Genomic DNA, 24,017 nt, shown 5'->3' with positions numbered 1-24,017 from the left:
CGTGGGTGCAGTCATGGACGTGCAACCTCATCGGCGCACCGCACCTGTCAGGAACTGACACCCAAGACTGCTATTGACGACCCTGCGACCCGTCGAGACAGTCAAGCTTCGGGTTGTGCTCATTCTCGATTGCAAGGCGACCATGCGGAACCTCGGCGACAGCATCCTGTTCTCGGCAACCGATCTGATGCGGTTCATGGGGTGTGCCCATGCCACCACGCTCGATCTGATGCACCTGCGCGGCGAGGGGCCGGAACCGGGCAAGGAGAGCGAGGATGCCGCCTTGTTGCAGAAACAGGGCGACGCGCATGAGGCGGCGCATCTGGCGAAGCTCAAGTCCGCTGGAAAAGTAGTGGTGGAGATTCCCCGCGGCGATCTGCTCGCCGATGCGCAGGCGACCCGGCACGCGCTGGCACGGGGGGCCGAGGTCGTGTTTCAGGGCGCCTTCCTGTCGGGCAACTGGGGCGGCTGGTCGGATTTCCTTTTGCGGGTGGATCGCCCCTCGGCCCTTGGCCCGTTCAGCTATTTGGCCCGTTCAGCTATGAGGTGGCCGATACCAAACTGAAACGCAGCCCGCATCCCAAGCATGTGCTGCAACTCGTGCTTTATTCCGACTTTCTGACCGAAGTGCAGGGTATCGCGCCCGAGTTCACCCATGTCGAACTGGGCACCGGTGAACGCGCGACGTTGCGGCTGGCGGACTATGTCCATTACGCGCGGGCGGCGCGGGGGCGGCTGGAGTCCTTCGTGGCAGCCCCAATGCCCACGCGCCCCGTGCCTTGCGCCGATTGCGGCCCGTGTCGTTGGGCAGATCACTGCGAAAGCCTCTGGCAGGCCGAGGACAGCCTGTTCAACGTGGCGAACATAAGCCGCGGGCAGGTCAAGAAGCTGGAGGTGGCAGGGATCAACACGATGGCGGCCCTTGCGGAAGTGGATCGTCCGGTGCGGGGCATGGCCGAGGGCACCCGCGCGCGTCTGGTGACGCAGGCCCGGCTGCAGCACGCCCGCAAGACCGGCTCCCCGTCCTTCGAGTTGCGCTCAGCCGAACCCGGCAAGGGCTTTGACCTACTGCCCGCGCCGCAGCCGGGCGATCTGTTCTACGACATCGAGGGCGATCCGCATTACGAGGGAGGCCTCGAATACCTGCACGGGGTCTGGGCCGACGGGCAGTTCCGCGCCTTCTGGGCACTGGGCACATGACCACGTGGCAGAGGCCAAGGCACTCTCGGAGCTTCTCGCCTTCTTCCGCGCGCGACTGGAGGCGTTCCCTGCTGCACGCATCTATCATTACGCCGCTTACGAGATCACCGCGCAGCGCCGCCTGACCACGAAATACGGGATCGGCGAGGCCTTCCTCGATCGCATGCTGCGCGAACGTCGCTTTGTCGATCTGTTCGCCGTGGTGCGTGGCGGGCTGATCGGGTCGGAACGGAACTATTCCATCAAGTCGATGGAGGCCTTCTACGGCCGGGTGCGTGAGGGCGAGGTGAAGACGGCGGGCGGATCGGTTGTCGCCTACGAACGCTGGCGCGAGACGGGCGAACAGCAGATCCTAGACGAGATCGAGGATTACAATCGCATCGACTGCATCTCGACCGAGGAACTGCGCGACTGGCTTGTGAGTATCCGGCCTGCGGGGCCGTGGCCGACCCTGGCCCCTGACGCCGGGCCGAAAGAGGCCGAGGAAGATGCCGATGCGCAAGCCTTGCGCGCGGCACTTGCCGGATCAGGCTTGCCCGAGGACCGGCAGGCGCTGCTGTTCAACCTCGGCCTTTTCCACAAGCGCGAGGCCAAGCCCGCGCAATGGGCGGTGTTCGACTCCGCGTCCAAGGACGAGGACGACCTGCTCGACGATCTGGACGCGCTGGCGGGGCTGGAAGCGATTGGTCCGATCGAGCCGGTCAAGCGGTCCTTTGCCCGCAGCTATCGCTTTCCCCTACAGGAAACGAAGCTTCGCCCCGGCAAGAGCGCGACGGTGCCAGTGTTCGATGGTCCCCCGATCTCGGTCAGCATCACAGAGATGGATCGCAAGAGGCGGCAGGTCACGGTGAGGGCTGGGCCCGGAAAAGATCATCTTCTCGGCAACCGGGTGAACCTGCACCCCGACTGGCCACTTGATCCCAAACCCATCCTTGGCGCCTTACGTTACGTCATTGCCGACCAATGCGGGCCGCGTGCCTGGCGGGCCGTCGATGATCTGCTGTCGCGCGCGGCGCCCCGCCTGACGACCGGCCCGCTGATGCAGGTGAGTGACCCGGTGGCGGGCACGATCACGGCGGTCGGCGCAATGGACGAAACCGTGTTGCCGATCCAGGGGCCGCCCGGTACGGGCAAGACCTATGTCACCGCCCGGGCGATCCTGTCCTTGGTGCGCAAAGGCGCCCGAGTCGGTGTGACATCGAACAGCCACGAAGCGATCCGCAACGTCCTGATGGGATGTCTTGCTGCGCTCGAGGATGAGGATCTGCCGATCACGCTCGATCTGGTTCACAAGACCAGCGGCGACGATGACGGCTACCCCGACGATTGCCCGGTGCGCCGCACTACCAGCAATGACGAGGCGGCTTGTGGCCCGCATGTTGTCGGCGCGACGGCCTGGTTCTTCTCTCGCGACGAGAATGTTCAGGCCTTCGACTGGCTTTTCGTGGATGAGGCGGGGCAAGTAGGGCTGGCCAATATGGTCGCCATGGGCCGGGCGGCCCGCAACATCGTGCTGGTCGGCGACCCGCGCCAACTGCCGCAGGTGATCCAGGGCGCGCATCCTGAGCCTGCGAACCTGTCCTGCCTCGACTGGATGCTGGGCGAGCATGCGACGGTCCCGCCGGATCGCGGCATCTTCCTGCCCGTCTCTCGGCGAATGCACCCCGAGGTCTGCCGTTTCATCTCGGATCAGGTCTATGAGGGGCGGCTGACCAGCCACCCTGACACCGCGCGTCAGGCTCTCCGTGGCACGCGGTTCCCCGAGGTGGGGGCATTCTGGGTGCCTGTCCTGCACGAGGGCAATGCGCAGATCGCGGCCGAAGAGGTTGAAGCGATCCGCGCGGCCGTAACCGACCTCCTGACAGGCACGTGGACAGAGAAGGACGGCACCACCCGACCGTTGCAGGCGACCGACATTATCGTCGTCGCCCCCTACAACGCACAGGTTAACGCCCTGCGCGACGCGCTGCCGGAGGCCATCCGTGTGGGCACAGTGGACAAGTTCCAGGGACAGGAAGCCCCGGTCTGCCTCGTCTCGATGACCGCCTCATCAGCCGAGGAAACCTCGCGCGGAATGGAGTTCCTGTTCTCGCTCAACCGCATCAATGTCGCGGTGTCCCGCGCCAAGGGGCTGGCGCTGGTTTTCGGCGCACTGCGTCTGCGGGAAGCGAAATGCGAGACTGTCGAGCAGATGCGATTGGTGAACACGCTGTGTGCTTTGAATACGCCTTGTTCACCACCCACAGTACCCAGTGACGCTATACCTCCCGCGCTCCTTGCGACCTTGAAAGCAAACAAAGCCTGATTACAGTGAGCTACTCCCCGATCCTTGGACAGTTTTTCGGGTTGTTTAAGCTACTGCCTGCACCTGCTGATCGGTTTCGGTGGTGTTGAAGTAGACCACGGCGGGCGGTTGACCGCCATGGGCGGCGTGAGGCCGCTGGTGGTTGTAGAAAGTGATCCAGCGGCCGATGCCAGCTTTTGCCTGTGACCCCGTCTCCCAAGCATGCAGATAGACGCATTCATACTTCAGGGAGCGCCAGAGACGCTCGATGAAGATGTTGTCGGGACAGCAGCCCTTGCCGTCCATCGAGATCCGGGTGCCGATCCGTTTCAGCCGGTCGGTCCAGGCGAAGGACGTGAACTGCGATCCTTGGACGCCCTTCTAAGAGTCAAGCGGCGATTTGGGACTGATTGATCTGCTTCTGGCGCCGCATGATGATGCCGAAGACTTCTCGGGCGACATAGCGCTTGAGGCTGCGAATGGCTTCCAGCTTCGAGTTGCCGGCAGCGATGCGCTTGGTAACGTAGGCTTGGGTGCGCTGGTCCAGTCGCAACCGTCCGATCGCGATAATGTGGATGGTGCTGTTGGCCGCGCGATCACCGCCTCGATTCAACCTGTGCCTGACGGTCTTGCCTGATGACGCCGGGACAGGGCTAACGCCGCAGAGCGCGGCGAAGCTGGCTTCGGATTTCAGGCGCTCTGGATTGTCTCCTGCCGTCAGCAGGAGTTGCGCCGCACTGTTCAGACCGATCCCTCTCCGTTCGAGCAGCTCGGGGGCAAGATCTTTGACGATGGCTTCGATCATGTCATCCAGATCGGCGATCTCGTCATGCAATTCGAGATAGCGCCGCGCCAACGATTTGAGCGAGATGCGATAGGCTTCTTCGACTTCCCGATACGCCGTGAGATCAGGCCGCCAGGCTGCCAACGTCCGGATCAGTTGCAGGCGCGTCATCTGCCGCAACGGGTCTCGCAACTTGTCGGGCGCGCAGACAATCGTCGTCTGGATCATCTGCAAGGCGATGCGGCGCGCCTGGATGGCCGTCTTTCGACAAACCCTTAGAACGCGGAGGCTTTCGACCATTCCATCCCGGCTTCGCGGTGTTTCGCGCGCGTCGTCGGGCTGATCCCAGCAAGGCCTTCGTCCCATTCAGCCTTCGCGGAGAACAGTACATCGAAGCTATCGAGCGGCAGGTCAAACTGGAACGACAGGAAACGCTCATGGATGACTTCGGTCGCGAACTCCCGGACAAAACGGTATGCTCGACAGGCGGCAAGCCACAGCAATGCCTGCTGGTCTTGGCGGTCTGCGCCATCAACCAGAAACTCGAGCTCTGCCTCATCTAGCATTGAAATCCGGTTGACGATCTCACGAAGGGTGCGACGGCGCGAGGCGGCTTTGGGCAACGAGGTGACGCCTTCCTCCAACGCGCGCTGCAAGGTGACGTCCCACGCTTCTGTCGGGACATGAAGCCGGGCCACTTCCACGCTTTCGTTCAGGAGCAGACCGCCGGTCGCGAAGGACATCTTCTAGGGTTGTAGATTTGCGGTCGTCATGGCGCGGCGCTTCCAGCGCGAGAATGAATCTGATCGCGGTTGATCAGCACGATTTGCTGATCCTGCGGCTTCCTGGCGGATGGATCCGTGTCCAGTCCAAGACGCTTGAGTGTGTAATAGAGCAGCGCGCGGCGAACCTTGATTTCGGCTTTCCCGTCTTGCATGCCGTAGTCGAGCGCGATCACCTTGGCCTGTGTATCGGACAGGTCCGGGTGGGGGCCTACCTCCAGCGTGACCTCCGAATGCCAGTCGTCGTCTTCGGCGGCAGAGGTTGCAGCCTCGGCGGTCCCGCGCACTTCCAGCATCCGCGACAGCAGGAAGTCCTTGAAGCAATCGTCCGTCATACAGAAGGCTCGCGCATGCCAACGAAACCCATCGAAGGCGATGGCATGGGGCGCAATCCAGCGCCAACGCGGCTCGGGATGGGAGAGAGATTGGTAATTGACCTCTATCGCCTCTGTGCGACGAATGGCACCAACGACTGCGCGCAAGGTTTCAGGTTGGACGCCGCGCGCAGGAGTTGGCGTCGAGCCAAAGGCCGGCAAGTCAGTGGTCCAGCAGTCATCGCGGTCGAGGAGCCCATCCTCGAGGGAGCGCAGCTGGGCCAGGTAGCGGCCAGCGTCCAGCTTTCCGAACACAGACTTGAAGCCCGGGCCGCGCACATAGGTGCGCGCGCTCTTGTCGTAGGTCATGTTGTCGGGGGCAAAGCTGATGTAGCGATTCAGGTCGGATGAAGCCTGGTTCACCGACAGCCCGAACTGCTCCATGACATCGCTTCGGTTCACATGCCCCTCCCAGAACAGGCGAAACTCGATGAACTCGAGCCGCTGCTCGACGCCCCAGCGAAGTTCCGACCTGTCGTTTTCCACTACGCGCTCCCGCCCTGGTCGATGCGCACGATTACTATGCGCGCCCAATTATTGGGTTCTAGCCGACGCTATCCGACGGGGTGAGCGCGCGCAATCGAAATTGCGCGTAAAGTGATTGATATTGCTGGGGGTTGTGGCGGGGCCTAATTCCAGCAGGGACCGCACAGTCACCGATCAGGCATTGATGGCGGTCCTCACTGTTCAGCTTCCCTGCGGCACGCAGCACAGGGGACGTCAGGCTGTATGGTTCAGCCCCCGGCCTTTTCCGCTGGGATCTCGCTCAGCTCCCGGTTCTCGAATGCCACGACATCCTCCATCCGGTAGATGACCAAGCGTCCGATCTTGATGAAGCGCGGCCCGTCGCCTGTGGAGCGCCAGTATTCGAGGGTCCTGTGGCTGATCCTCCATCGTGCTGCCAGCTCAATTTGGGTCAGACGTGTGTCGAACATTTTCGTTTCCTTTCGTGCAACCTCAAAGGCCGAAATGCAAACTCCCTGCGCGTCCAACACGATGCTTCGCGCAGGGTTTTGCTGATGTTGCCCGCGCCGGATTCAGCGCCCGGCCTTTATCTCCTCCAGGTCGCGCAATTCTTGGTTTTCGAACGCCAGCACATCTTCGAGGCGGTAAATCACGCGCCCGCCGAGCTTCATGAAGCTCGGTCCTTCGCCGCACCACCGCCACCGCTCAAGTGTCCTCGGGCTAATTCTCCATCGGGCAGCCAGATCGATTTGACTGAGGCAAATTTCTCGCATTTTCGTTTCCTTTCGAACGACCACCGTGGTCGCACGACAACGAATGCGTAGAAATAAAACGTATTCAAGTCAGTGTGTTGCGGGAAGCTGCGCGTTGCGGGCGGAGCCTATCGGACGGTCGGCGCAGCAGCGAGTTTCAGGCCAAGGCCATGTCAGATCACGCAATTTCCGTCAGAACATCGCAAGACACGTTAGCCTGCCGGAGCATTCTCAAGGGTCACAGGAGACGGTCCAGTTGGAAGGGCACCCCATCCGTGACTTTGCCGAAGCCATGGCGCAGACCGAAAAGCAAATTGCCATGCTGAATGCGGAGACGGCGGCCTTCCTCGCATCATCGCAATAGGCGATGCGCTGGAAGCCTTGATTGTGCAGGACTGGCCCGACCCCGGCGCGGCATCGGTGCAGGGCTGACCATGCCGCTAGATGATCACGGCACGCGCCTTTGATGCCCATGTGGCTTGTTCCCCCGGCGTTCCCCAAAGTCAAAACGAGAAAAGCCCCCTTGCGGGGGCTTGCTCGTAAATCCTTGGTATTTCAGGGATTTTTGGCTCCGGCGGTAGGGATCGAACCTACGACCAATTGATTAACAGTCAACTGCTCTACCGCTGAGCTACGCCGGAACACGAGGCGGTGTATAGCTTCGGGTTTCGGGGGTCGCAAGAGGGGTATTGCAGAAAAATGACGGGGGTGGAGAAGAAATTTTCTGGGATGTCCGGGCGGGGTGCGGGCGTTTACCGGGCGGGCGTTCAGGGCAGGGAAAATCGGGCCGAGGGGAGCGGGGCTCCTTGGGCGGCTATCTTCTTTCCATGAAACAGATCAATGAGATGGGCCAGAAGGTTGCGGCGGGCAGCGGGCAGGAGGGCGGGGGCGACATCGGTGTAGACCCGCGCGGTCAGCGTCCCGAGATCGGCGGGGCCATGGGTCAGGGCGGCCAGAATGGCGGCCTCGCGGGTGCGGCGATGGGTGGTCAGTTCGGCAAGCCGCGTGGCGGGGTCGTCCATCGGCAGGCCATGTGCCGAAAGGAAGCGCCGCCAGCGATGCCCCGCCAGCCGGTCGAGCGAGGCCATGTAATCGGTCATGTCGCCCTCTGGCGGCGAGACCAGCGAGGGCGCCCAGCCCATGACATGATCGCCGGTGAACAGCAGATCCCCCAGCGCGAAGGCCATGTGGCCTGCCATGTGGCCCGGTGTGTGCAGCGCTTTCAGATGCCAGCCCGGCCCCTCAATCACGTCGCCGTCTGCCAGGCGCACATCCGGGGTGAAGCTAGTGTCGATGCCCTCGCCGCCGCCCAGCCCCTCGATTCCGGCCATGCGCGACGAGATCCCGCTGCCGGCCGGGCCGAATCCCAGAACCGGGGCGCCGGTCGCCTCGGCCAGCGGGCGGGCCAGCGGCGAATGGTCAAGGTGCGGGTGGGTGACGAGGATATGGCTGATCCGTTCACCGGGGGCGAGAGCCGCCAGAATCGCCGCCAGATGCGCGGGCAGGGCGGGGCCGGGGTCGATCACCGCCACCGCACCTTCGCCGACAATATAGGTATTTGTCCCCCAATGCGTCATGGGTGAGGGGTTGGCGGCCAGCACCATGCGCACCCCGGTTTCGGGGCGGATTACTTCACCAGGTGTCCATGGCTGCATCGTCGCTCTCCTCTTTCGCGGGGCGCGGGCTGCCGCTAGGCTGGGGGGCATGAGCTTTCGCCTGAAATCCATCCTGCCACGGGGGCTATACGGCCGCGCGCTGCTGATTTTGGTCGTGCCCATCGTCACGATCCAGCTTGTCGTGTCCATAGCCTTCATCCAGCGCCATTTCGAGCGTGTCACCCTGCAGATGACCGGCGGCATCGCGGTGGAATTGCGGCTGGTGCTGGACCGGCTGGCCAAAGGTGACAGAGCCGGGGCTGAAATGGTGGCGTCGGAACTGGGCTTCGGTCTGGGCCCGGCGGCACCGCCGCTGAGCGGGCTGCGGTACGATGCGCTGGACCTGTCGGGCCGGGTGGTGGCGGAAACGCTGCGCGACGAGGTGCCGGGACTTCTGGGTGCGGATCTGACGCGCGAGGATGGCCGGGTGATCGCCGATTTTGCCACACCGGAAGGTCCGGTCCGGTTGGGAATCGACCGGCGCCGCACCTCGGCCACCAATCCGCATCAGCTTCTGGTGCTGATGATCGTGACTTCGGCGGTGATGACGCTGATTTCCTATCTGTTCCTGCGCAACCAGATCGCACCGATCAAGCGGCTGGCGCAGGCGGCAGAGGCGTTCGGCAAGGGCCAGCACATCCCTTATCGCCCGCGCGGGGCGACCGAGGTGCGGGCAGCGGGGGCGGCCTTTCTGGATATGCGGGCGCGGATCGAGCGGTCGATCGAAAGCCGGACGCGGATGCTGTCCGGCGTCAGCCACGATCTGCGCACACCGCTCACGCGGTTGAAACTGGGCCTGTCGATGCTGCCCGAGGATGAGGAGACCGGCGCGTTGCTGGATGACGTGGCCGAGATGCAGCGGCTGGTGGACGAATTTCTGGCCTTCGCGCGTGGCGATGCGACCGAGGAGACCGAGGCCGTCGATCTGCCCGCCCTGTTGCGGCGCATGGCCGAGAATGCCGAGCGCAGCGGGCAGCGCGTCACCTTGCGCGGATGTGACGGGGTGCTGGTCCTGCGGTTGCGGCCGCAGGCCGTGACACGGGCGGTGGAGAATCTGCTGGGCAATGCCGCGCGCTTTGGCACCCGGGCGCGGCTGAGTCTGCTGACCGGCGAGCGCAGCGTGCGGATCGTGGTCGAGGATGACGGGCCGGGCATCCCGATGGAGCGGCGCGACGAGGCGGTGCAGCCCTTCGCACGTCTGGATGGCGCGCGTGACCCCAATCGCGGCGGCGGGGTGGGTCTTGGCCTTTCGATTGCCGCCGATGTGGCGCGCAGCCATGGCGGCGCGCTGCGGCTGGGCGAAAGCGAGGATCTTGGTGGGCTGAAGGCCGAGCTGGCGCTGGCGCGCTGAACCTCAGCGCGGCACGGCAAGCTCCAGCACCCAGGCCGAACGCGCGCCCTGCGCCAGCCCCAGCGCGGCTTCGGTCACGCGCGGGTCCAGCAGATTGGCGCGGTGACCGGGGGAATTCATCCAGAAGGCCACCAGCCGGTCTGGATCGTTTTCAAAGCCGTAGCCGGTATTTTCAGCCGCGCGACGGGGCGCATAGCCATAACGGTGCAGCCGGGTCTGAAGAGTCGCACCATCCGATCCGGTATGCGAATAGCTGCCGCGCGCGGCATTGTCACAGGCATGGGCCTGTGCAACCTGCCGCAGCCTTGAGGAAGGGGACAGACGGCCCAGACCGCGCGCCGCCCTCAGGCCGTTGACCTGCGCCAGAACCCGCGCTTCGGCGGCTGCGGCTTCATGCGGGCGCGCGCAGGTGGCACTGGCCGGGGCGGGGCCGGGTGTCGGGCCACGCGGGGACGAAACCGGAATCACCACGCAGCCCGACAGAAGGATGCCCAGAAATGCTGCAAGGGCGGGGGTGGTTCTGCAAATCATGCGTGTCATCCGGGGGCTCCGTCATCCTGTCTGCCTGCCTTGGTTAGCCTGCCCGCGCGACGCGGTCCATCCACCCGCCCACCACATCCTGTTTACCCTTGCGCCCTTGCAGCCCCCGGCGCGCGACACTAAGACTCGGGTAACTGGACGACGATATTGCTCGGAACATAGACAACAGGCAGGCGAAGATGAGAGACCCGATCGACACCTACATGAATACCCTTGTCCCCATGGTCGTCGAACAGACCAGCCGGGGCGAACGTGCCTACGACATCTATTCGCGCCTGCTGAAAGAGCGCATCATCTTCCTGTCCGGCCCCGTGCATGACGGCATGTCGAGCCTGATCTGCGCCCAGCTTCTGTTCCTTGAGGCGGAAAACCCGTCGAAGGAAATCAGCATGTATATCAACAGCCCCGGTGGCGTCGTGACCTCGGGCCTGTCGATCTACGACACGATGCAATACATCAAGCCCAAGGTCTCGACCCTCGTGGTCGGGCAGGCGGCCTCGATGGGGTCGCTTCTGTTGACCGCCGGTCATCCGGGGATGCGCTTCTCGCTGCCCAACAGCCGCGTCATGGTGCACCAGCCCTCGGGTGGCTATCAGGGTCAGGCGACCGACATCATGATCCACGCCCGCGAGACCGAGAAGCTGAAGCGTCGGTTGAACGAGATTTACGTCCGGCACACCGGCAACGACTATGAAACGGTCGAGGCGGCGCTGGAACGCGACAATTTCATGTCCGCAGAGGATGCGAAAGCCTGGGGTCTGATCGACGCGATTCTGGAAAATCGCGGCAAGGCCGAACCGGAAGACAAGTGATCTTGCCGCCCCCGGCGGGTGATCCGCCGGGGGCGTTTTCGGATTGTGAAGGCGAAAGGCTTGGCCTAAGCTTCCCAGATTGCGCCGCAAGGCGCGCACGGCAGAGGACGACAATGGCGACGAATACCGGCAGCGACAGCAAGAATACCCTCTACTGCTCGTTCTGCGGCAAGAGCCAGCACGAGGTGCGCAAGCTGATCGCGGGTCCGACCGTGTTCATCTGCGACGAATGCGTCGAGCTGTGCATGGACATCATCCGCGAGGAAACCAAGTCATCCGGGCTGAAAAGCTCGGACGGCGTGCCGACCCCGCGCGAGATCTGCAAGGTGCTGGACGATTACGTCATCGGGCAGGAACATGCGAAGCGTGTGCTCTCGGTCGCGGTGCACAACCATTACAAGCGGCTCAACCATTCCTCGAAGCAGGATATCGAGCTTGCGAAATCGAATATCCTGCTGATCGGCCCCACCGGCTGCGGCAAGACGCTGCTGGCGCAGACGCTGGCGCGGATTCTGGATGTGCCCTTCACCATGGCCGATGCCACCACGCTCACTGAGGCGGGCTACGTCGGTGAGGATGTGGAGAACATCATCCTCAAGCTGCTTCAGGCGTCGGAATATAATGTCGAACGCGCGCAGCGCGGCATCGTCTATATCGACGAGGTCGACAAGATCACCCGCAAGTCCGACAACCCCTCGATCACCCGCGACGTGAGCGGCGAGGGCGTGCAGCAGGCGCTTCTGAAGATCATGGAGGGCACGGTTGCTTCTGTGCCGCCGCAGGGCGGGCGCAAGCATCCGCAGCAGGAATTCCTGCAAGTGGATACGACGAACATCCTGTTCATCTGTGGCGGTGCTTTCGCCGGGCTGGAACGTATCATCGCGCAGCGCAACAAGGGCACGGCCATGGGCTTTGGCGCTGCGGTGCAGGGCCCGGATGAACGCAGTGTGGGCGAGCTGTTCAAGGAGCTGGAGCCCGAGGATCTGCTGAAATTCGGTCTGATCCCGGAATTCGTCGGTCGTCTGCCGGTCATCGCCACGCTGACCGATCTGGACGAGGCGGCGCTGGTCACCATCCTGACCGAGCCGAAGAACGCGCTGGTCAAGCAATACCAGCGGCTGTTCGACATCGAGGGCGTGAAGCTGACCTTCACCGATGAGGCGCTGACCGCCATCGCCAAGCGCGCGATCAAGCGCAAGACCGGCGCGCGCGGCCTGCGGTCCATCATGGAAGACATCCTGCTGGACACGATGTTCGAACTTCCGGGCATGGGCGATGTTTCCGAGGTGGTGGTGAAGGACGAGGCGGTGAACGCCGGGGCGAAACCCCTGCTGGTCCATACCGACGCCAAGAAGAAAGAGCCGGCGGCGGCGGGTTGACCGCCCCGCAAACGGCTGCGAAAGGCGGGCACTCGCCCGCCTTTTTCTTTTGCGGAACTTGGCACTGGACGCCGGAAGGCCCTTGGTCCATATGAAGGCAAACACCTTCGGAGATCGGCCCATGGAATTCCTCAAGCGTCTCGTCACCTGGTGGAACAGCCAGACGCTCGGCACCCAGATTTTCACCGCGCGCAAGGGCGTGAAGGTGGGCGAGGACGATCAGGGCAACATCTATTACGAAACCCGTGACGGCAAGCGCCGCTGGGTGATCTTCAACGGCGAGGCCGAGGCCAGCCGCGTGTCGCCCGACTGGCACGGCTGGCTGCATTTCACCTGGGACCAGCCGCCGACCAAGGCGCCGCTGGCCCACAAGACCTGGGAAAAGCCGCATCAGGAAAACCTGACCGGCACGCTGGCCGCCTATGCGCCCGCAGGTTCCATCCGCCGCGCCGCGCCGGTTGAACGGCGCGATTACGAGGCGTGGCAACCCGAATAAGGGGCCCAACACCATGGCGGAAAGCACCACCGAAGTCATCGCGGGCGGCGCCGTTCTGGCCGTCGCTCTCGGGTTCCTGATCTATGCCGCGCAGGGCACGGGCTTTGCGCGCACGGGCGGCAGCTATGACCTGCGCGCCTCGTTCCAGTCGGCCGAAGGCATTTCTGTAGGCACCGATGTGCGGCTGGCAGGGGTGAAGGTCGGCACTGTCTCTAAGCTCGACCTGAACCCGCAGACCTTTTATGCCGATGCGGTGTTCAGCATTCGCAGCGGGGTGGACCTGCCGACCGATTCCGCAGCGCTGGTATCTTCCGAAGGGCTGCTGGGCGGCAATTTCATCGAACTGCGTCCTGGTGGCCTGCCTGACAATCTGGCGGCGGGGGACGAGATCGAGGATACGCAAGGTTCGGTGAGCCTTGTGGGCCTGCTGATGAAATTCGTCGGCAAAGGCGCAGGCGATGCCATGTCCGGTGACGCCGGAGCGACGGAATGAAGTGGCTGCTTGCCCTTGCCCTGCTGACGACGCCGGTTGCCGCGCAAGAGGTGTCTTCCGCGCCCGGCGGCATCCTGCGGTGGCTGGACAAGATGACGGGCGAGACCGCAGACATCGAACTCAGCCGTGGTCAGGCGGCGGTGTCGGGGCGGCTGACCATTCAGCTTGACGAATGCCGCTATCCTTCTGCCAACCCCTCGTCGGACGCCTATGCGCATCTGACGATCATGGAGAAGGGCAGCGACGCCCCGGTGTTTTCCGGCTGGATGCTGGCCTCCAGCCCCGCACTGTCGGCGCTGGAACATCCGCGTTACGATGTCTGGGTGCTGCGCTGCGTGATCCCCGGCCAGCAGCCGCTGGACCTTGGGCCGGAGCCTGAGCCCGAAGATCAGCCCGACGATCTGCAAGAGGCGCCGCAGGAAGGCTAGAACCGGCCCTCCCGCTCCAGCGCCTCGGCCAGCCGCGCGTGATAGTCTGCGCGACTGATTTCCACCCCGCCCAAGCTTGCCAGATGCGGTGTCAGGAACTGGGTGTCGCACAGGGTAAAACCGCCGTGCCGTAGCCGCGCCACCAGATGCGCCAGCACGATCTTCGAGGCGGAGCGGCGGCGCGAGAACATGCTTTCGGCAAAGAAGGCGGCCCCCAGCACCACGCCATAAGTGCCGCCGACCAGCGCGCCATTCTCCCACATCTCAAGGCTATGGGCGTGGCCCATGCGGTGCAGATCCTGATACAGCGCGAAGATGTCGGCGTTGATCCAGGTGGTTTCTCGGTCGGCACAGCCCGCCACCACGCCCGCGAAATCGCGGTCGGCGCAGATTTCAAACCCGCCGCGCCGGATGTCCTTTGCCAGACTGCGCGAGATGTGAAACCCGTCCAGCGGCAGGATGCCCCGTCTGCGCGGATCGACCCAGTGGATCGCATCGCTTTCCGCGCTTTCAGCCATCGGAAACACCCCGGCCGCATAGGCGCGCAACAAAAGCTCGGGCGTAATCATGCGCATGATCCCGCTTCCGGCGTCAGACTTGTATCCTCGCAGAAATGTCCCACGGGGGTCCGGGGGTGTGAAACCCCCGGGCGCACCGACAGCCCATGGCCGGGACGGTGCCTCAGGCGAATTGCTCCGCCAGCCATTTTTCCAGCCAGTGAATATTGTATTCGCCGTTCTGGATGTCCGGCTCGGCCAGCAGCATGTGGAACAGCGGGACCGAGGTTTCCACCCCGTCGATGATCAGCTCGCTCAGCGCACGTTTCAGCCGGGCCAAGGCCTCGGGCCGGTCGCGGCCGTGGACGATCAGCTTTCCGATCAGACTGTCGTAATAGGGCGGGATGGAATAGCCGCCGTAAAGCGCCGAATCCATCCGCACACCCAGACCGCCCGGCGCGTGGAACACCTTCACCTTGCCGGGGCAGGGCGCGAAGTTCGGCAGGCGTTCGGCGTTGATCCGCACCTCGATGCAGTGGCCGTTGATTTCCAGATCGCTTTGCGTGAAGGACATCGGCAGGCCCGCCGCGACGCGGATCTGTTCGCGCACGAGGTCCACGCCGAAGATGCCTTCGGTCACCGGATGTTCGACCTGAAGCCGGGTGTTCATTTCGATGAAATAGAACTCGCCGTCCTCGTAAAGGAATTCGATCGTGCCCGCGCCGATGTATTTCAGCTTGCGCATCGCGCTGGCGCAGACCTCGCCGATTTCGGCGCGCAGCTTGGGCGTGATGCAGGGGCCGGGGGCCTCCTCGAATACCTTCTGGTGGCGGCGCTGCAAGGAACAGTCGCGCTCGCCCAGATGCACGGCATTGCCCTTGCCGTCGCCGAAGACCTGAATCTCGATATGCCGCGGCTTCTGGAGGTATTTCTCGATATAGACCTCGTCATTGCCGAAGGCGGCCTTCGCCTCGCTGCGGGCGGTGCGGAAGGCGATCTCCAGCTCCTCGGCGCTGCGGGCGACCTTCATGCCGCGCCCGCCGCCGCCGGCGGTGGCCTTGATGATGACCGGATAGACGATCTCTTCGGCCACTTTCAGCGCGGTTTCCAGATCGGGCACACCACCGTCAGAGCCCGGAACCACCGGAATCCCCAGCGCCTTGGCGGTATCTTTCGCGGTGATCTTGTCGCCCATGATGCGGATATGATCCGCGGTCGGACCGATAAAGGTGAGCCCGTGATCTTCCAGCGCCTGCGCGAAGCCCGCATTTTCCGACAGGAAACCATAGCCCGGATGCACCGCCTGCGCGCCGGTGATTTCGCAGGCCGAGATGATGGCCGCCTTGTTCAGATAGCTTTGTCCCGAGGGCGCCGGGCCGATGCAGACCGATTCATCGGCCATGCGGACGTGCATCGCATCGGAATCGGCGGTGGAATGCACCGCGACCGATTTGATGCCCATTTCGCGGCAGGCGCGGATGACGCGCAGCGCGATCTCGCCCCGGTTGGCGATCAGGATTTTCTCGAACATCTGGGTCACCGGGCGGGCCTCACTCGACGATCATCAGCGGCGCGCCGAATTCGACGGGGGTGCCATCGGCGACCAGAATGCGCTTCACCGTGCCGGCTTTCGGCGCGGGGATGTGGTTCATGGTCTTCATCGCCTCGATGATGAGCACGGTCTGGCCTTCGGTCACGGTGCTGCCCACGGCAACGAAAGGTGCGGCACCCGGTTCGGCCGCCAGATAGGCGGTGCCAACCATGGGCGAGGTCACGGCACCCGGATGCTGGGCCGGATCCTCCGGCGCGGCGGCCGGGGCTGTGGCGGCAGCGGCGGGTGCGGCTGCCGGGGCGGCCATGGCCACCGGCGCGGCGGCGACCGTGGTGGTCACGATATTCGCCTGTTTCACCACGCGCACGTCAAGGCTGTCATCCTCGCCATATTCGCGTTTCACCGAAAGCTCGGTCAGTTCATTCTTGTTCAGAAGTTCAGCCAGGGCCTGGATGAAGGCAACGTCGGCGTCGGGGGAATGTTTGCTCATGCCATCCTCGTTTGTTCTGTCGGCGGGCGATGAGCGGCGCGTGATAGCGCAAGCAGCCCTGCCGTGGCTGACGCGGTTATACGCGAGGCGGGCAGGGGTGAAAAGCCTCCGTGTAACGTGGGCAGGCGCCGCAGCCGGCAGGGCGGTTGCTCCGGGCCGGAGCAAGGGGAAGCTTGCGCCCATTTTCCCCGCAGCCGCCTTCGGATTGCGCCTGCCTTGCGGGCAGAGGGGAAAAATCGCCCCGGCATTAAAATTTACCGATTGATAAAATTTTTGCCTGTGGCAGAGTGGAGGCAATCAAGAAAACAACGGGAGGTTTGCGCCTTGTCCAACAGCCAGCTCACGCCCGGCATCGTGCCCGCGCGTCTGCCCGCCGCCAGCTATGAGGCGAATTTCGCCGATCACGAGCCGCCACTTGACCGGCACGAGGCGCAGGTGGCCGCCGACCGCTGCTATTTCTGCCATGACGCGCCCTGCATGACGGCCTGTCCGACCTCGATCGACATTCCGCTGTTCATCCGGCAGATCGCCACCGGCACGCCGGATGCGGCGGCGAAGACGATCCTCAGCCAGAACATCATGGGCGGCATGTGCGCCCGTGTCTGCCCGACCGAAACGCTGTGCGAAGAGGTCTGCGTGCGCGAAGTGGCCGAGGGCAAGCCGGTCGAGATCGGCCGGTTGCAACGCTATGCCACCGACACGCTGATGGCGAAGGGCGTGCATCCCTTCACCCGTGCCGCTGCCACCGGCAAGCGCGTGGCGGTGGTGGGGGCAGGGCCCTCGGGTCTGGCCTGTGCGCATCGTCTGGCGATGAAGGGCCATGAGGTGACGGTGTTCGAGCGCCGCCCCAAGGCCGGGGGACTCAACGAATATGGCATCGCCACCTATAAATCGACCAACGATTTCGCGGCGCGCGAGGTGGACTGGCTGCTGAAGATTGGCGGCATCACGGTTAAAACCGGCGTGACGCTCGGCAAAGATGTCGCGCTGGCCGATCTGCTGGCCGATTACGACGCGGTGTTCCTTGGCATCGGTCTGGCCGGGGTGAATGCCCTGCGCGCGGCGGGCGAGGATCTGGCGGGGGTGGAAAACGCCGTCGATTTCATCGCCGGGTTGCGGCAGGCGGGGGACCGTTCGACCGTCGCCGTGGGCCGCGACGTGGTGGTGATCGGCGGTGGCATGACGGCGGTGGATGCCGCCGTGCAATCAAAGTTGCTGGGCGCCGAGAATGTCACCATCGTCTATCGTCGGGGCAAGGAGAAGATGAGCGCCTCGGGCTACGAACAGGAACATGCCACGCAAACCGGCGTCCGCATCATCTATGGCGCCGCGCCGGTGAAGGTAACGGGCGGTGCCCGCGCCGAGGCGGTGCAGTTTGCCTATACCGAAGACAGCCCCGACGGGTTGAAGCTGCTGGATGAAGGCTTCACCCTGAAAGCGGATCAGGTGTTCAAGGCCATCGGCCAGACCCTTGCGGGTGTGCCGGAGGGCCTCACCGTTGCGGCGGGCAAGCTGCCGCGCCATCCGGCACCGAAACTCTGGTGCGGCGGTGACTGTGCCGAGGGCGGCGAGGATCTGACGGTGACCGCCGTGGCCGAGGGCCGCGACGCCGCCGAAGAGATTCACGCGGCACTGACGGGGGCGGCGGGCTGAGCGCCCGCATCAGGAGACAAGCATATGGCCAATCTCGAATCGAATTTCATCGGCATCAAATCCCCCAATCCGTTCTGGCTGGCCTCGGCGCCACCCACCGACAAGAAGGTCAATGTCGAGCGCGCTTATGAGGCGGGCTGGGGCGGTGTGGTCTGGAAGACGCTGGGGTCCGAAGGGCCGCCGGTCGTCAATGTCAACGGGCCGCGCTATGGCGCGATCTGGGGCGCCGACCGCCGCCTTCTGGGGCTGAACAATATCGAGCTGATCACCGACCGCCCGCTGGAGGTGAACCTGCAGGAAATCAAGGAGGTCAAGCGCAAGTGGCGCGACCGCGCCCTGATCATCAGCCTGATGGTGCCCTGCGACGAGGAGTCGTGGAAGGACATCCTCAAGCGCATCGAGGATACCGAGGCCGATGGCGTGGAGCTGAACTTCGGCTGCCCGCATGGCATGGCCGAACGCGGCATGGGCAGCGCCGTGGGGCAGGTGCCGGAATATATCGAGATGGTCACCCGCTGGGTGAAGCAATATTCCCGCATGCCCTGCATCGTGAAGCTGACACCCAATATCACCGACATCCGCAAACCGGCCGAGGCGGCCAAACGTGGCGGGGCCGACGCGGTCAGCCTCATCAACACGATCAACTCCATCACCTCGGTTGACCTCGACGATTTCGCCCCGGAACCGACGATCGACGGCAAGGGCACTCATGGCGGCTATTGCGGCCCGGCGGTGAAACCGATCGCGCTGAACATGGTGGCGGAAATCGCGCGGTCGCGCGAAACGACCGGTATTCCCATCAGCGGCATCGGCGGTGTCACCACCTGGCGCGACGCGGCAGAGTTCATGGCACTGGGCGCGGGCAATGTGCAGGTCTGCACCGCCGCCATGACCTATGGCTTCAAGGTGGTGCAAGAGATGATCTCCGGCCTGTCGGATTACATGGACCGCAAGGGGTTCACCGATACGTCGGAACTGGTGGGCCGCGCGGTGCCCAATGTCACCGACTGGCAGTTCCTGAATCTGAACTACGTCACCAAGGCGCATATCAGCCAGGACGACTGCATCAAATGCGGCCGCTGCTACATCGCCTGCGAGGATACCAGCCATCAGGCCATCGCCATGGGCGCAGATCGCACCTTCACCGTGAAGGACGAGGAATGCGTGGCCTGCAACCTTTGCGTCAATGTCTGCCCGGTGGAGAATTGCATCACCATGGTGCAACTGCCGAAAGGTCAGGTGGACCCGCGCACCGGAGCGACGGTGGGCGATTACGCCAACTGGACGCAGCACCCCAACAACCCCTCGGTGCGCGCGGCGGAATGAGGCGGGATCAGCCGCCGCGCAGGATGCGCAGATTGTCTTGCCACGCGATCATGGCAAGCTGCGCATCTTCCAGCGGCATCAAGGCTGCGGGGGCTGACCTCGCCTCGGGGTCTGCCGCATCCTGCGGCGGGCCCGGCCTTTCCCAGTCATCGACCAGAATGCTTTCGTCACCGGGTTGCGGCACATTGTCGAACGCGTCGGGGTCGGGCCTGCCCGCGCATTGCAGGACCACTGCCGCGCTGGCGGCGGTGGGTTGCACGGCCGAGGCCAGCTCCGTGGGGGTGATCCGCAGGCTGGTGGGCGGCTCGGACGGCTGGCTGCCCCGTGCCGAGGTTATGCAGGGATCAGGCAGGGACAGGGCGCGTGCCAGTTGCGCGCCGATGGACGACATGAGTGTCATCGGATCTTCCCTTTCGGTCAGAACGCCCCCGATTAAGCCTAGCACGCCTCCCCGGTATATGCGCGGCCCGAATACCGTGCATTTGAACGACCGCTCAGATCGCCAGCATCCGGCGATACAGCGTCTCCAGAAAATCCCCCGCCTCGGCGAAGGGATCATGGCCGGGGCCCAGAACCGCGCGGACCTGCACGTCGAAATCGGCGTAATGCTGGGTCGTGGCCCAGATCGAGAAGATCAGATGGTAAGGGTCCACCGGCGCCAGGCGCCCCTCGGCCACCCAGGCCGCAATCACCGCCGCCTTGTCATCGACCAGTGGCTTCAGCTCCCCTTGAAGCGCCCCGTCGATGCGCGGCGCACCTTGCAGCACCTCATTGGCGAACAGCCTGCTTTCACGGGGAAAATCGCGGCTCAGTTCCAGCTTGCGTCGCACATAGCCCAGAATCTCGGCCACCGGATCGCCGCCCGAATCCAGCGCCCGCAGCGGATCGAGCCAGACCTTCAGAAGCCCTGCGATCAGCTCGGCATGGATCGCCTCTTTCGAGGAGAAGTAATACAGAAGATTGGGCTTCGACAGGCCCGCGCGATCCGCGATCTGGTCCAGCGTCGCCCCCCTGAACCCGGCCTGCGAAAACACCTCCAGCGCCGCATCGAGGATCGCTTCGGAGTTCTTCTGCTGGATACGGGTCTTCGGCTTGGCGCGGGTCATCGGACCTCCCGGTGGAAGCATTTGATCAAAGTGTCGGAAATGGACCGCCGGAACGGCCAATCCCGATTGAGACGCGACGGCAAACCCGTCAATATGCGGACAGCCACGCCCGGTGCTTCGGGTGCTGACCGGATGAATTTTGACCCCGAGGTCAAGGAAACTCAAGCCGTCGCGCGATTCCCCGTGACGGATAAATGCGGAGATGATCATGGCGCTTGACCGCAAGCCGACGCCGAACGACCTGAATGCCTTCTGGATGCCCTTCACGGCGAACCGGCAGTTCAAGAAAACGCCGCGCATGTTCGTGGCCTCGAAGGACATGCATTATACTACCTCGGACGGCCGTCAGGTGCTGGATGGCACGGCGGGCCTGTGGTGCTGCAATGCGGGTCACTGCCGCCCCAAGATCACCGAAGCGATCCAGAAACAGGCGGCGGAACTGGATTACGCGCCCGCCTTCCAGATGGGGCACCCGGTGGCCTTTGAACTGGCCAACCGGCTCGTGGACATCGCGCCGAAGGGGATCGAGCATGTGTTCTACACCAACTCGGGCTCCGAGTCGGTAGAGACCGCGCTGAAGATCGCCATTGCCTATCACCGGGCACGGGGCGAGGGCGCGCGCACCCGTCTCATCGGGCGCGAGCGTGGCTATCACGGCGTGAACTTCGGCGGCATCTCGGTCGGCGGTATCGTCAACAACCGCAAGATGTTCGGCACGCTGCTGGGCGGCGTTGATCACCTTCCGCATACCCATCTGCCGGGCCAGAACGCCTTTACCCGCGGCCAGCCGGAGCATGGCGCCAATCTGGCGGATGATCTGGAACGCATCGTGGCGCTGCACGGGGCCGAAACCATCGCGGCGGTGATCGTTGAACCGATGGCAGGCTCGACCGGCGTGCTGATGCCGCCGAAGGGCTATCTGGAGAAGCTGCGCGCGATCACGAAGAAACACGGCATCCTGCTGATTTTTGACGAGGTCATCACCGGCTTCGGGCGGCTTGGGTCTGCCTTCGCGGCGCAGCATTTCGACGTGCTGCCCGACATGATGACCACCGCCAAGGGCCTGACCAACGGCGTCATCCCGATGGGCGCGGTGCTGACCACAGCCGAGGTGCATGACGCCTTTATGAACGGCCCGGAACACATGATCGAGCTGTTCCACGGCTACACCTATTCCGGCAATCCGATCGCCAGCGCCGCCGGCATCGCCACGCTGGACACCTACAAGGAGGAAGGGCTGTTCGAACGCGCGAACGACCTCGCCCCCTATTGGGAGGATGCGCTGCACAGCCTCAAGGGCCTGCCGCATGTCATCGACATCCGCAACATGGGCCTGATCGGCGCGGTGGAGCTGGAGCCGATGGCGGGCGAGCCCACCAAACGCGCCTTCACCGCCTTCCTCAACGCCTATGAAAAAGGAATCCTGATCCGCACCACCGGCGACATCATCGCCATGTCGCCGCCGCTGATCATCTCGAAGGCGGAAATCGACGAGCTGATCGGAAAGCTGGCCGAGGTTCTGAAAGCGCTGCCGTAAGGCGGCCCGTGAAGGCGGGGGCACCCCGCCTTCTTCGCAATCGGGGAGGGGAAGGGATGACTGAAGGGGCGATGCAGCTACAGGCCACGGCGACCCTGCTGATGGAAAATGACCGCGTGCTGGTCTGGCGCTACGATTTCGAGCCGGGCGCCGAAACGGGCTGGCATGTGCATGGCCACGAATATGTCATCACCACGCTGACCGATTGCGCTCTGGTGCTGGACTTGCCGGGGGGTGAGCGACGCGAGAGTTTCATCCCTGCCGGTAGCGCCTATTCGCGGCCCAAGGGCACCGAACACAATGTCATCAATGGCGGACCCGCGCCGATGAGCTTTGTCGAAGTCGAACTGAAAGACGTCTGACTTGCGTCAGGGGCTTGCCTGCCGCAGACTGAGGTCATGATGACGGAGCGTTCCATGACTCTCACCCGCCTTTTGTGTGCTGCCGCGCTGGTCTGCGGCGCCACCCCTGTGCTGGCCGACGATTTCATCACCGCCACCAGCGACGATGCCTTCGACGATGTGACCTTCGCGGTTGAAAGCGCCATCGTCGGACGGGGGCTGGTGATCGACAGCCACACCCATACCGGCGACATGCTGGAACGCACACGCGCCGATGTCGGGTCGGACGTTGTGCTGTTCGACGGGGCCGAGATCTTCCTGTTCTGCTCGGCCGAGGTGTCGCGCAAGGTGATGGAAGCGGACCCGACGAATATCCGCTACTGCCCCTATGCGATCGCGGTTTACCAACGTCCGGGAGAGCCGGTGACGGTGGGGTACATGCACCGGGACGAACCCACCATGGCGCCTGTCAATGACCTGCTTCACGGTCTGGTGGACGAGGCCATGAACGGCTAGGCCGTCCGCTAGTGGCCGATTGACAGGTAACCCGGGCAAGCGCACAGTGAATGGGCTTCCTGCCTTTTCATTGTGCAAAATCGGACTCCTGACATGGATATACTGCAAGAGGTTCGGGACGTGTCGCCTTTGGTCTGGGCGACACGCAAGGGCGATATACTGACCATTTCCGCCACATATCAGACCGACGGCTGGCTGATCGAGGAAACGGGCTATTACCAATATGACAGCGGCTTCCTGCTTCTGACCGTGAACGGGCAGGACACCCACGATTCCGCCGGGGGCGACGATGATGGCTGGATGTTCGTCACCGCGCCCATGCAGATTGCGGCGGGCGAAACGGCCCGATTCTCGCTGGTCTTCGGGCTGGATAATATCGACGCCTCGGGCTGGCGTTTCGACATTTCCGCAAGTTGGCTCGCGCGCTCGGGCAGCCTGACCGGCAGTGATGGTATTGACTTTCTGCTGGGCTCCGCGGGCGCCGATACCCTGTCGGGGGGCGCCTCGGGCGATGCGCTGAAGGGCGGCAAGGGGGGCGATCTGCTGGATGGTGGCGCCGGGGCTGATCTGATGACCGGCGGTCTTGGCGACGACATCTATGTCGTGGACGATATGGGCGACCGGATCATCGAAGGCGGCGCTGCGCTGGGGTTTGATACGGTGCGCAGTCTTGTGGACTTTCGACTGTCCGGGCCGCAGGTGACAGGCCGCTTGGAGCGGCTGGAACTGACGGGCAACGGGGATACGGTCGGCATCGGCAATCAGGTCGCAAATGATTTGCGGGGCAATGACGGCAACAACCTGCTGGAAGGGCGCCGCGGGGCCGACAGGCTTGCGGGCGGCGCCGGGGATGACACGCTCAGCGGCGGGGCAGGGAACGACCGTTTCGTCTTTGATCTTGCGCCGGATGGATCGGGGCTGGATCTGATCGTCGATTTCGACCAAGGCGAGGATCGTATCCTCTTGTCAGGTGCGGCTTTCGGCGATCTGGCGGTCGCAGCGGCGGGCCGGTTGTCAATCGTCGCTTTTGCTGCAAATGCAGGAGGCGTGGCGCAGGACGCCCAGGATCGTATCCTGTTCGACACCGCCACCGGACGCGTGCTTTATGACCCGGATGGCAGCGGCAGCGCCGAGGCGGTGGCTTTCGCGCGGTTGCTTTCGGTTGCGACGCTGTCGGCCAGCGATTTTGCTGTGATCTAGGCGG

26 protein-coding genes, 1 tRNA gene and 2 pseudogenes are annotated in these 24,017 nt (G+C 63.9%); 15 read left to right on the top strand and 14 right to left on the bottom strand.

What is annotated here, in order from left to right; all coding sequences use genetic code 11:
* Positions 1-142: 142 nt before the first annotated feature.
* Genes D2N39_RS23140 through D2N39_RS16970 form a run of 3 tightly spaced genes read left to right on the top strand, consistent with a single transcriptional unit; the run spans position 143 to position 3,505 of the window.
* Complete coding sequence (locus tag D2N39_RS23140; protein WP_199725283.1) at positions 143-565, top strand: hypothetical protein; 423 nt, start codon at positions 143-145, stop codon at positions 563-565.
* Positions 547-1,200: a hypothetical protein gene (locus D2N39_RS23135; RefSeq protein ID WP_199725282.1), complete on the top strand. Its 654-nt coding sequence runs from the start codon at positions 547-549 to the stop codon at positions 1,198-1,200. Before D2N39_RS23140 ends, D2N39_RS23135 begins: the two co-directional genes overlap by 19 nt.
* Before the next feature lie 4 nt (positions 1,201-1,204).
* Positions 1,205-3,505 (top strand): DEAD/DEAH box helicase, encoded by a 2,301-nt coding sequence (locus D2N39_RS16970; RefSeq protein WP_199725281.1) that lies wholly within the window; start codon positions 1,205-1,207, stop codon positions 3,503-3,505.
* A 45-nt stretch (positions 3,506-3,550) separates the two neighbouring features.
* On the opposite strand, the pseudogene D2N39_RS16965 reads toward D2N39_RS16970, so the two are convergent.
* The 8 genes and pseudogenes from D2N39_RS16965 to D2N39_RS16930 all read right to left on the bottom strand — a co-directional run.
* Positions 3,551-3,856 (bottom strand): annotated as a pseudogene (locus D2N39_RS16965) (transposase); the annotation flags it as partial.
* Between the two features lie 16 nt (positions 3,857-3,872).
* Positions 3,873-4,589: pseudogene (locus tag D2N39_RS16960) on the bottom strand (transposase); the annotation flags it as partial.
* Positions 4,544-5,011 (bottom strand): DUF1819 family protein, encoded by a 468-nt coding sequence (locus D2N39_RS16955; protein ID WP_119135953.1) that lies wholly within the window; start codon positions 5,009-5,011, stop codon positions 4,544-4,546. The pseudogene D2N39_RS16960 and the gene D2N39_RS16955, both read right to left, overlap by 46 nt.
* A 26-nt stretch (positions 5,012-5,037) precedes the next feature.
* Entirely contained in the window at positions 5,038-5,910 is an 873-nt protein-coding gene (locus D2N39_RS16950; protein WP_119135952.1) for a WYL domain-containing protein, read from the bottom strand.
* A gap of 248 nt (positions 5,911-6,158) precedes the next feature.
* Complete coding sequence (locus D2N39_RS16945; RefSeq protein ID WP_119135951.1) at positions 6,159-6,359, bottom strand: helix-turn-helix transcriptional regulator; 201 nt, start codon at positions 6,357-6,359, stop codon at positions 6,159-6,161.
* A gap of 102 nt (positions 6,360-6,461) precedes the next feature.
* Complete coding sequence (locus tag D2N39_RS23655) at positions 6,462-6,662, bottom strand: helix-turn-helix transcriptional regulator (protein ID WP_119135950.1); 201 nt, start codon at positions 6,660-6,662, stop codon at positions 6,462-6,464.
* A 545-nt stretch (positions 6,663-7,207) separates the two neighbouring features.
* A tRNA-Asn gene (locus D2N39_RS16935) sits at positions 7,208-7,282 on the bottom strand.
* Between the two features lie 126 nt (positions 7,283-7,408).
* A complete protein-coding gene (locus tag D2N39_RS16930; RefSeq protein ID WP_233557230.1) occupies positions 7,409-8,296 on the bottom strand; it encodes an MBL fold metallo-hydrolase in 888 nt (295 codons plus the stop codon).
* Between the two features lie 49 nt (positions 8,297-8,345).
* On the opposite strand from D2N39_RS16930, the gene D2N39_RS16925 reads away from it, so the two are divergent.
* The gene (locus D2N39_RS16925; protein WP_119135949.1) at positions 8,346-9,647 is read left to right on the top strand and encodes an ATP-binding protein; all 1,302 of its coding nucleotides are present in this window, start codon (positions 8,346-8,348) and stop codon (positions 9,645-9,647) included.
* Positions 9,648-9,650: 3 nt separating this feature from the next.
* On the opposite strand, the gene D2N39_RS16920 is transcribed toward D2N39_RS16925, so the two are convergent.
* On the bottom strand, positions 9,651-10,178 hold the full coding sequence (locus D2N39_RS16920) for a CAP domain-containing protein (RefSeq protein ID WP_158589860.1): 528 nt from the start codon (positions 10,176-10,178) through the stop codon (positions 9,651-9,653).
* Positions 10,179-10,366: 188 nt separating this feature from the next.
* On the opposite strand from D2N39_RS16920, the gene D2N39_RS16915 reads away from it, so the two are divergent.
* The 5 genes from D2N39_RS16915 (at position 10,367) to D2N39_RS16895 (ending at position 13,795) form a co-directional block, all read left to right on the top strand.
* The gene (locus D2N39_RS16915) at positions 10,367-10,999 is read left to right on the top strand and encodes an ATP-dependent Clp protease proteolytic subunit (protein ID WP_054301051.1); all 633 of its coding nucleotides are present in this window, start codon (positions 10,367-10,369) and stop codon (positions 10,997-10,999) included.
* 113 nt (positions 11,000-11,112) lie between these two features.
* Positions 11,113-12,378 (top strand): ATP-dependent Clp protease ATP-binding subunit ClpX, encoded by a 1,266-nt coding sequence (gene clpX, locus D2N39_RS16910; protein WP_119135947.1) that lies wholly within the window; start codon positions 11,113-11,115, stop codon positions 12,376-12,378.
* Between the two features lie 121 nt (positions 12,379-12,499).
* A complete protein-coding gene (locus tag D2N39_RS16905; protein WP_119135990.1) occupies positions 12,500-12,874 on the top strand; it encodes an NADH:ubiquinone oxidoreductase subunit NDUFA12 in 375 nt (124 codons plus the stop codon).
* A gap of 13 nt (positions 12,875-12,887) precedes the next feature.
* Positions 12,888-13,367: an outer membrane lipid asymmetry maintenance protein MlaD gene (gene mlaD / locus D2N39_RS16900; RefSeq protein ID WP_119135946.1), complete on the top strand. Its 480-nt coding sequence runs from the start codon at positions 12,888-12,890 to the stop codon at positions 13,365-13,367.
* The gene (locus D2N39_RS16895; protein WP_119135945.1) at positions 13,364-13,795 is read left to right on the top strand and encodes a DUF2155 domain-containing protein; all 432 of its coding nucleotides are present in this window, start codon (positions 13,364-13,366) and stop codon (positions 13,793-13,795) included. Before mlaD ends, D2N39_RS16895 begins: the two co-directional genes overlap by 4 nt.
* Here the strand turns inward: D2N39_RS16895 and aat are convergent.
* The 3 genes from aat to accB form a co-directional block, all read right to left on the bottom strand.
* Complete coding sequence (gene aat / locus D2N39_RS16890; protein ID WP_119135944.1) at positions 13,792-14,370, bottom strand: leucyl/phenylalanyl-tRNA--protein transferase; 579 nt, start codon at positions 14,368-14,370, stop codon at positions 13,792-13,794. The two genes, D2N39_RS16895 and aat, sit on opposite strands and share 4 nt — an antisense overlap.
* Positions 14,371-14,476: 106 nt before the next feature.
* Positions 14,477-15,823, bottom strand: a complete 1,347-nt coding sequence (accC, locus tag D2N39_RS16885; RefSeq protein WP_119135943.1) for an acetyl-CoA carboxylase biotin carboxylase subunit — start codon at positions 15,821-15,823, stop codon at positions 14,477-14,479.
* Positions 15,824-15,842: 19 nt separating this feature from the next.
* Positions 15,843-16,334 (bottom strand): acetyl-CoA carboxylase biotin carboxyl carrier protein, encoded by a 492-nt coding sequence (accB, locus tag D2N39_RS16880; protein WP_119135942.1) that lies wholly within the window; start codon positions 16,332-16,334, stop codon positions 15,843-15,845.
* Between the two features lie 324 nt (positions 16,335-16,658).
* Here accB and D2N39_RS16875 point away from each other — a divergent pair, with 324 nt between their 5' ends.
* Positions 16,659-17,987: an NAD(P)-dependent oxidoreductase gene (locus D2N39_RS16875; RefSeq protein WP_119135941.1), complete on the top strand. Its 1,329-nt coding sequence runs from the start codon at positions 16,659-16,661 to the stop codon at positions 17,985-17,987.
* Positions 17,988-18,011: 24 nt separating this feature from the next.
* A complete protein-coding gene (gene preA / locus D2N39_RS16870; protein ID WP_119135940.1) occupies positions 18,012-19,313 on the top strand; it encodes an NAD-dependent dihydropyrimidine dehydrogenase subunit PreA in 1,302 nt (433 codons plus the stop codon).
* A 7-nt stretch (positions 19,314-19,320) separates the two neighbouring features.
* Here preA and D2N39_RS16865 read toward each other — a convergent pair whose 3' ends face one another.
* Positions 19,321-19,713 (bottom strand): hypothetical protein, encoded by a 393-nt coding sequence (locus tag D2N39_RS16865; RefSeq protein WP_147373505.1) that lies wholly within the window; start codon positions 19,711-19,713, stop codon positions 19,321-19,323.
* Positions 19,714-19,807: 94 nt separating this feature from the next.
* Positions 19,808-20,419 (bottom strand): TetR family transcriptional regulator C-terminal domain-containing protein, encoded by a 612-nt coding sequence (locus D2N39_RS16860; protein ID WP_119135938.1) that lies wholly within the window; start codon positions 20,417-20,419, stop codon positions 19,808-19,810.
* Between the two features lie 208 nt (positions 20,420-20,627).
* Here D2N39_RS16860 and D2N39_RS16855 point away from each other — a divergent pair, with 208 nt between their 5' ends.
* The 4 genes from D2N39_RS16855 (at position 20,628) to D2N39_RS16840 (ending at position 24,013) form a co-directional block, all read left to right on the top strand.
* Positions 20,628-21,956 carry an aspartate aminotransferase family protein gene (locus D2N39_RS16855; protein WP_199725280.1) on the top strand — a complete coding sequence of 443 codons (1,329 nt, stop codon included), beginning with the start codon at positions 20,628-20,630 and terminating at the stop codon, positions 21,954-21,956.
* A 56-nt stretch (positions 21,957-22,012) separates the two neighbouring features.
* A complete protein-coding gene (locus tag D2N39_RS16850; protein ID WP_233557228.1) occupies positions 22,013-22,318 on the top strand; it encodes a cupin domain-containing protein in 306 nt (101 codons plus the stop codon).
* A gap of 54 nt (positions 22,319-22,372) precedes the next feature.
* Positions 22,373-22,813: a DUF302 domain-containing protein gene (locus tag D2N39_RS16845; protein ID WP_119135936.1), complete on the top strand. Its 441-nt coding sequence runs from the start codon at positions 22,373-22,375 to the stop codon at positions 22,811-22,813.
* A gap of 93 nt (positions 22,814-22,906) precedes the next feature.
* A complete protein-coding gene (locus tag D2N39_RS16840; RefSeq protein WP_119135935.1) occupies positions 22,907-24,013 on the top strand; it encodes a calcium-binding protein in 1,107 nt (368 codons plus the stop codon).
* The last annotated feature ends 4 nt before the right edge of the window (positions 24,014-24,017 follow it).

It is taken from the genome of Gemmobacter lutimaris (assembly GCF_003570715.1).
Lineage (GTDB): Bacteria > Pseudomonadota > Alphaproteobacteria > Rhodobacterales > Rhodobacteraceae > Gemmobacter > Gemmobacter lutimaris.
This window is presented reverse-complemented; position numbering and strand designations above follow the sequence as displayed.

What these genes read in the sequence shown, in the direction of transcription:
- D2N39_RS23140 (WP_199725283.1), top strand. Translation starts at nt 143, where the DNA reads ATGCGGAACCTCGGCGACAGCATCCTGTTCTCGGCAACCGATCTGATG.
- D2N39_RS16955 (WP_119135953.1), bottom strand. Translation starts at nt 5,011, where the DNA reads ATGTCCTTCGCGACCGGCGGTCTGCTCCTGAACGAAAGCGTGGAAGTG.
- D2N39_RS16945 (WP_119135951.1), bottom strand. Translation starts at nt 6,359, where the DNA reads ATGTTCGACACACGTCTGACCCAAATTGAGCTGGCAGCACGATGGAGG.
- D2N39_RS23655 (WP_119135950.1), bottom strand. Translation starts at nt 6,662, where the DNA reads ATGCGAGAAATTTGCCTCAGTCAAATCGATCTGGCTGCCCGATGGAGA.
- D2N39_RS16930 (WP_233557230.1), bottom strand. Translation starts at nt 8,296, where the DNA reads ATGCAGCCATGGACACCTGGTGAAGTAATCCGCCCCGAAACCGGGGTG.
- D2N39_RS16925 (WP_119135949.1), top strand. Translation starts at nt 8,346, where the DNA reads ATGAGCTTTCGCCTGAAATCCATCCTGCCACGGGGGCTATACGGCCGC.
- D2N39_RS16920 (WP_158589860.1), bottom strand. Translation starts at nt 10,178, where the DNA reads ATGATTTGCAGAACCACCCCCGCCCTTGCAGCATTTCTGGGCATCCTT.
- D2N39_RS16915 (WP_054301051.1), top strand. Translation starts at nt 10,367, where the DNA reads ATGAGAGACCCGATCGACACCTACATGAATACCCTTGTCCCCATGGTC.
- clpX (WP_119135947.1), top strand. Translation starts at nt 11,113, where the DNA reads ATGGCGACGAATACCGGCAGCGACAGCAAGAATACCCTCTACTGCTCG.
- D2N39_RS16905 (WP_119135990.1), top strand. Translation starts at nt 12,500, where the DNA reads ATGGAATTCCTCAAGCGTCTCGTCACCTGGTGGAACAGCCAGACGCTC.
- mlaD (WP_119135946.1), top strand. Translation starts at nt 12,888, where the DNA reads ATGGCGGAAAGCACCACCGAAGTCATCGCGGGCGGCGCCGTTCTGGCC.
- D2N39_RS16895 (WP_119135945.1), top strand. Translation starts at nt 13,364, where the DNA reads ATGAAGTGGCTGCTTGCCCTTGCCCTGCTGACGACGCCGGTTGCCGCG.
- aat (WP_119135944.1), bottom strand. Translation starts at nt 14,370, where the DNA reads ATGCGCATGATTACGCCCGAGCTTTTGTTGCGCGCCTATGCGGCCGGG.
- accC (WP_119135943.1), bottom strand. Translation starts at nt 15,823, where the DNA reads ATGTTCGAGAAAATCCTGATCGCCAACCGGGGCGAGATCGCGCTGCGC.
- accB (WP_119135942.1), bottom strand. Translation starts at nt 16,334, where the DNA reads ATGAGCAAACATTCCCCCGACGCCGACGTTGCCTTCATCCAGGCCCTG.
- preA (WP_119135940.1), top strand. Translation starts at nt 18,012, where the DNA reads ATGGCCAATCTCGAATCGAATTTCATCGGCATCAAATCCCCCAATCCG.
- D2N39_RS16865 (WP_147373505.1), bottom strand. Translation starts at nt 19,713, where the DNA reads ATGACACTCATGTCGTCCATCGGCGCGCAACTGGCACGCGCCCTGTCC.
- D2N39_RS16860 (WP_119135938.1), bottom strand. Translation starts at nt 20,419, where the DNA reads ATGACCCGCGCCAAGCCGAAGACCCGTATCCAGCAGAAGAACTCCGAA.
- D2N39_RS16855 (WP_199725280.1), top strand. Translation starts at nt 20,628, where the DNA reads ATGGCGCTTGACCGCAAGCCGACGCCGAACGACCTGAATGCCTTCTGG.
- D2N39_RS16850 (WP_233557228.1), top strand. Translation starts at nt 22,013, where the DNA reads ATGACTGAAGGGGCGATGCAGCTACAGGCCACGGCGACCCTGCTGATG.
- D2N39_RS16845 (WP_119135936.1), top strand. Translation starts at nt 22,373, where the DNA reads ATGACTCTCACCCGCCTTTTGTGTGCTGCCGCGCTGGTCTGCGGCGCC.
- D2N39_RS16840 (WP_119135935.1), top strand. Translation starts at nt 22,907, where the DNA reads ATGGATATACTGCAAGAGGTTCGGGACGTGTCGCCTTTGGTCTGGGCG.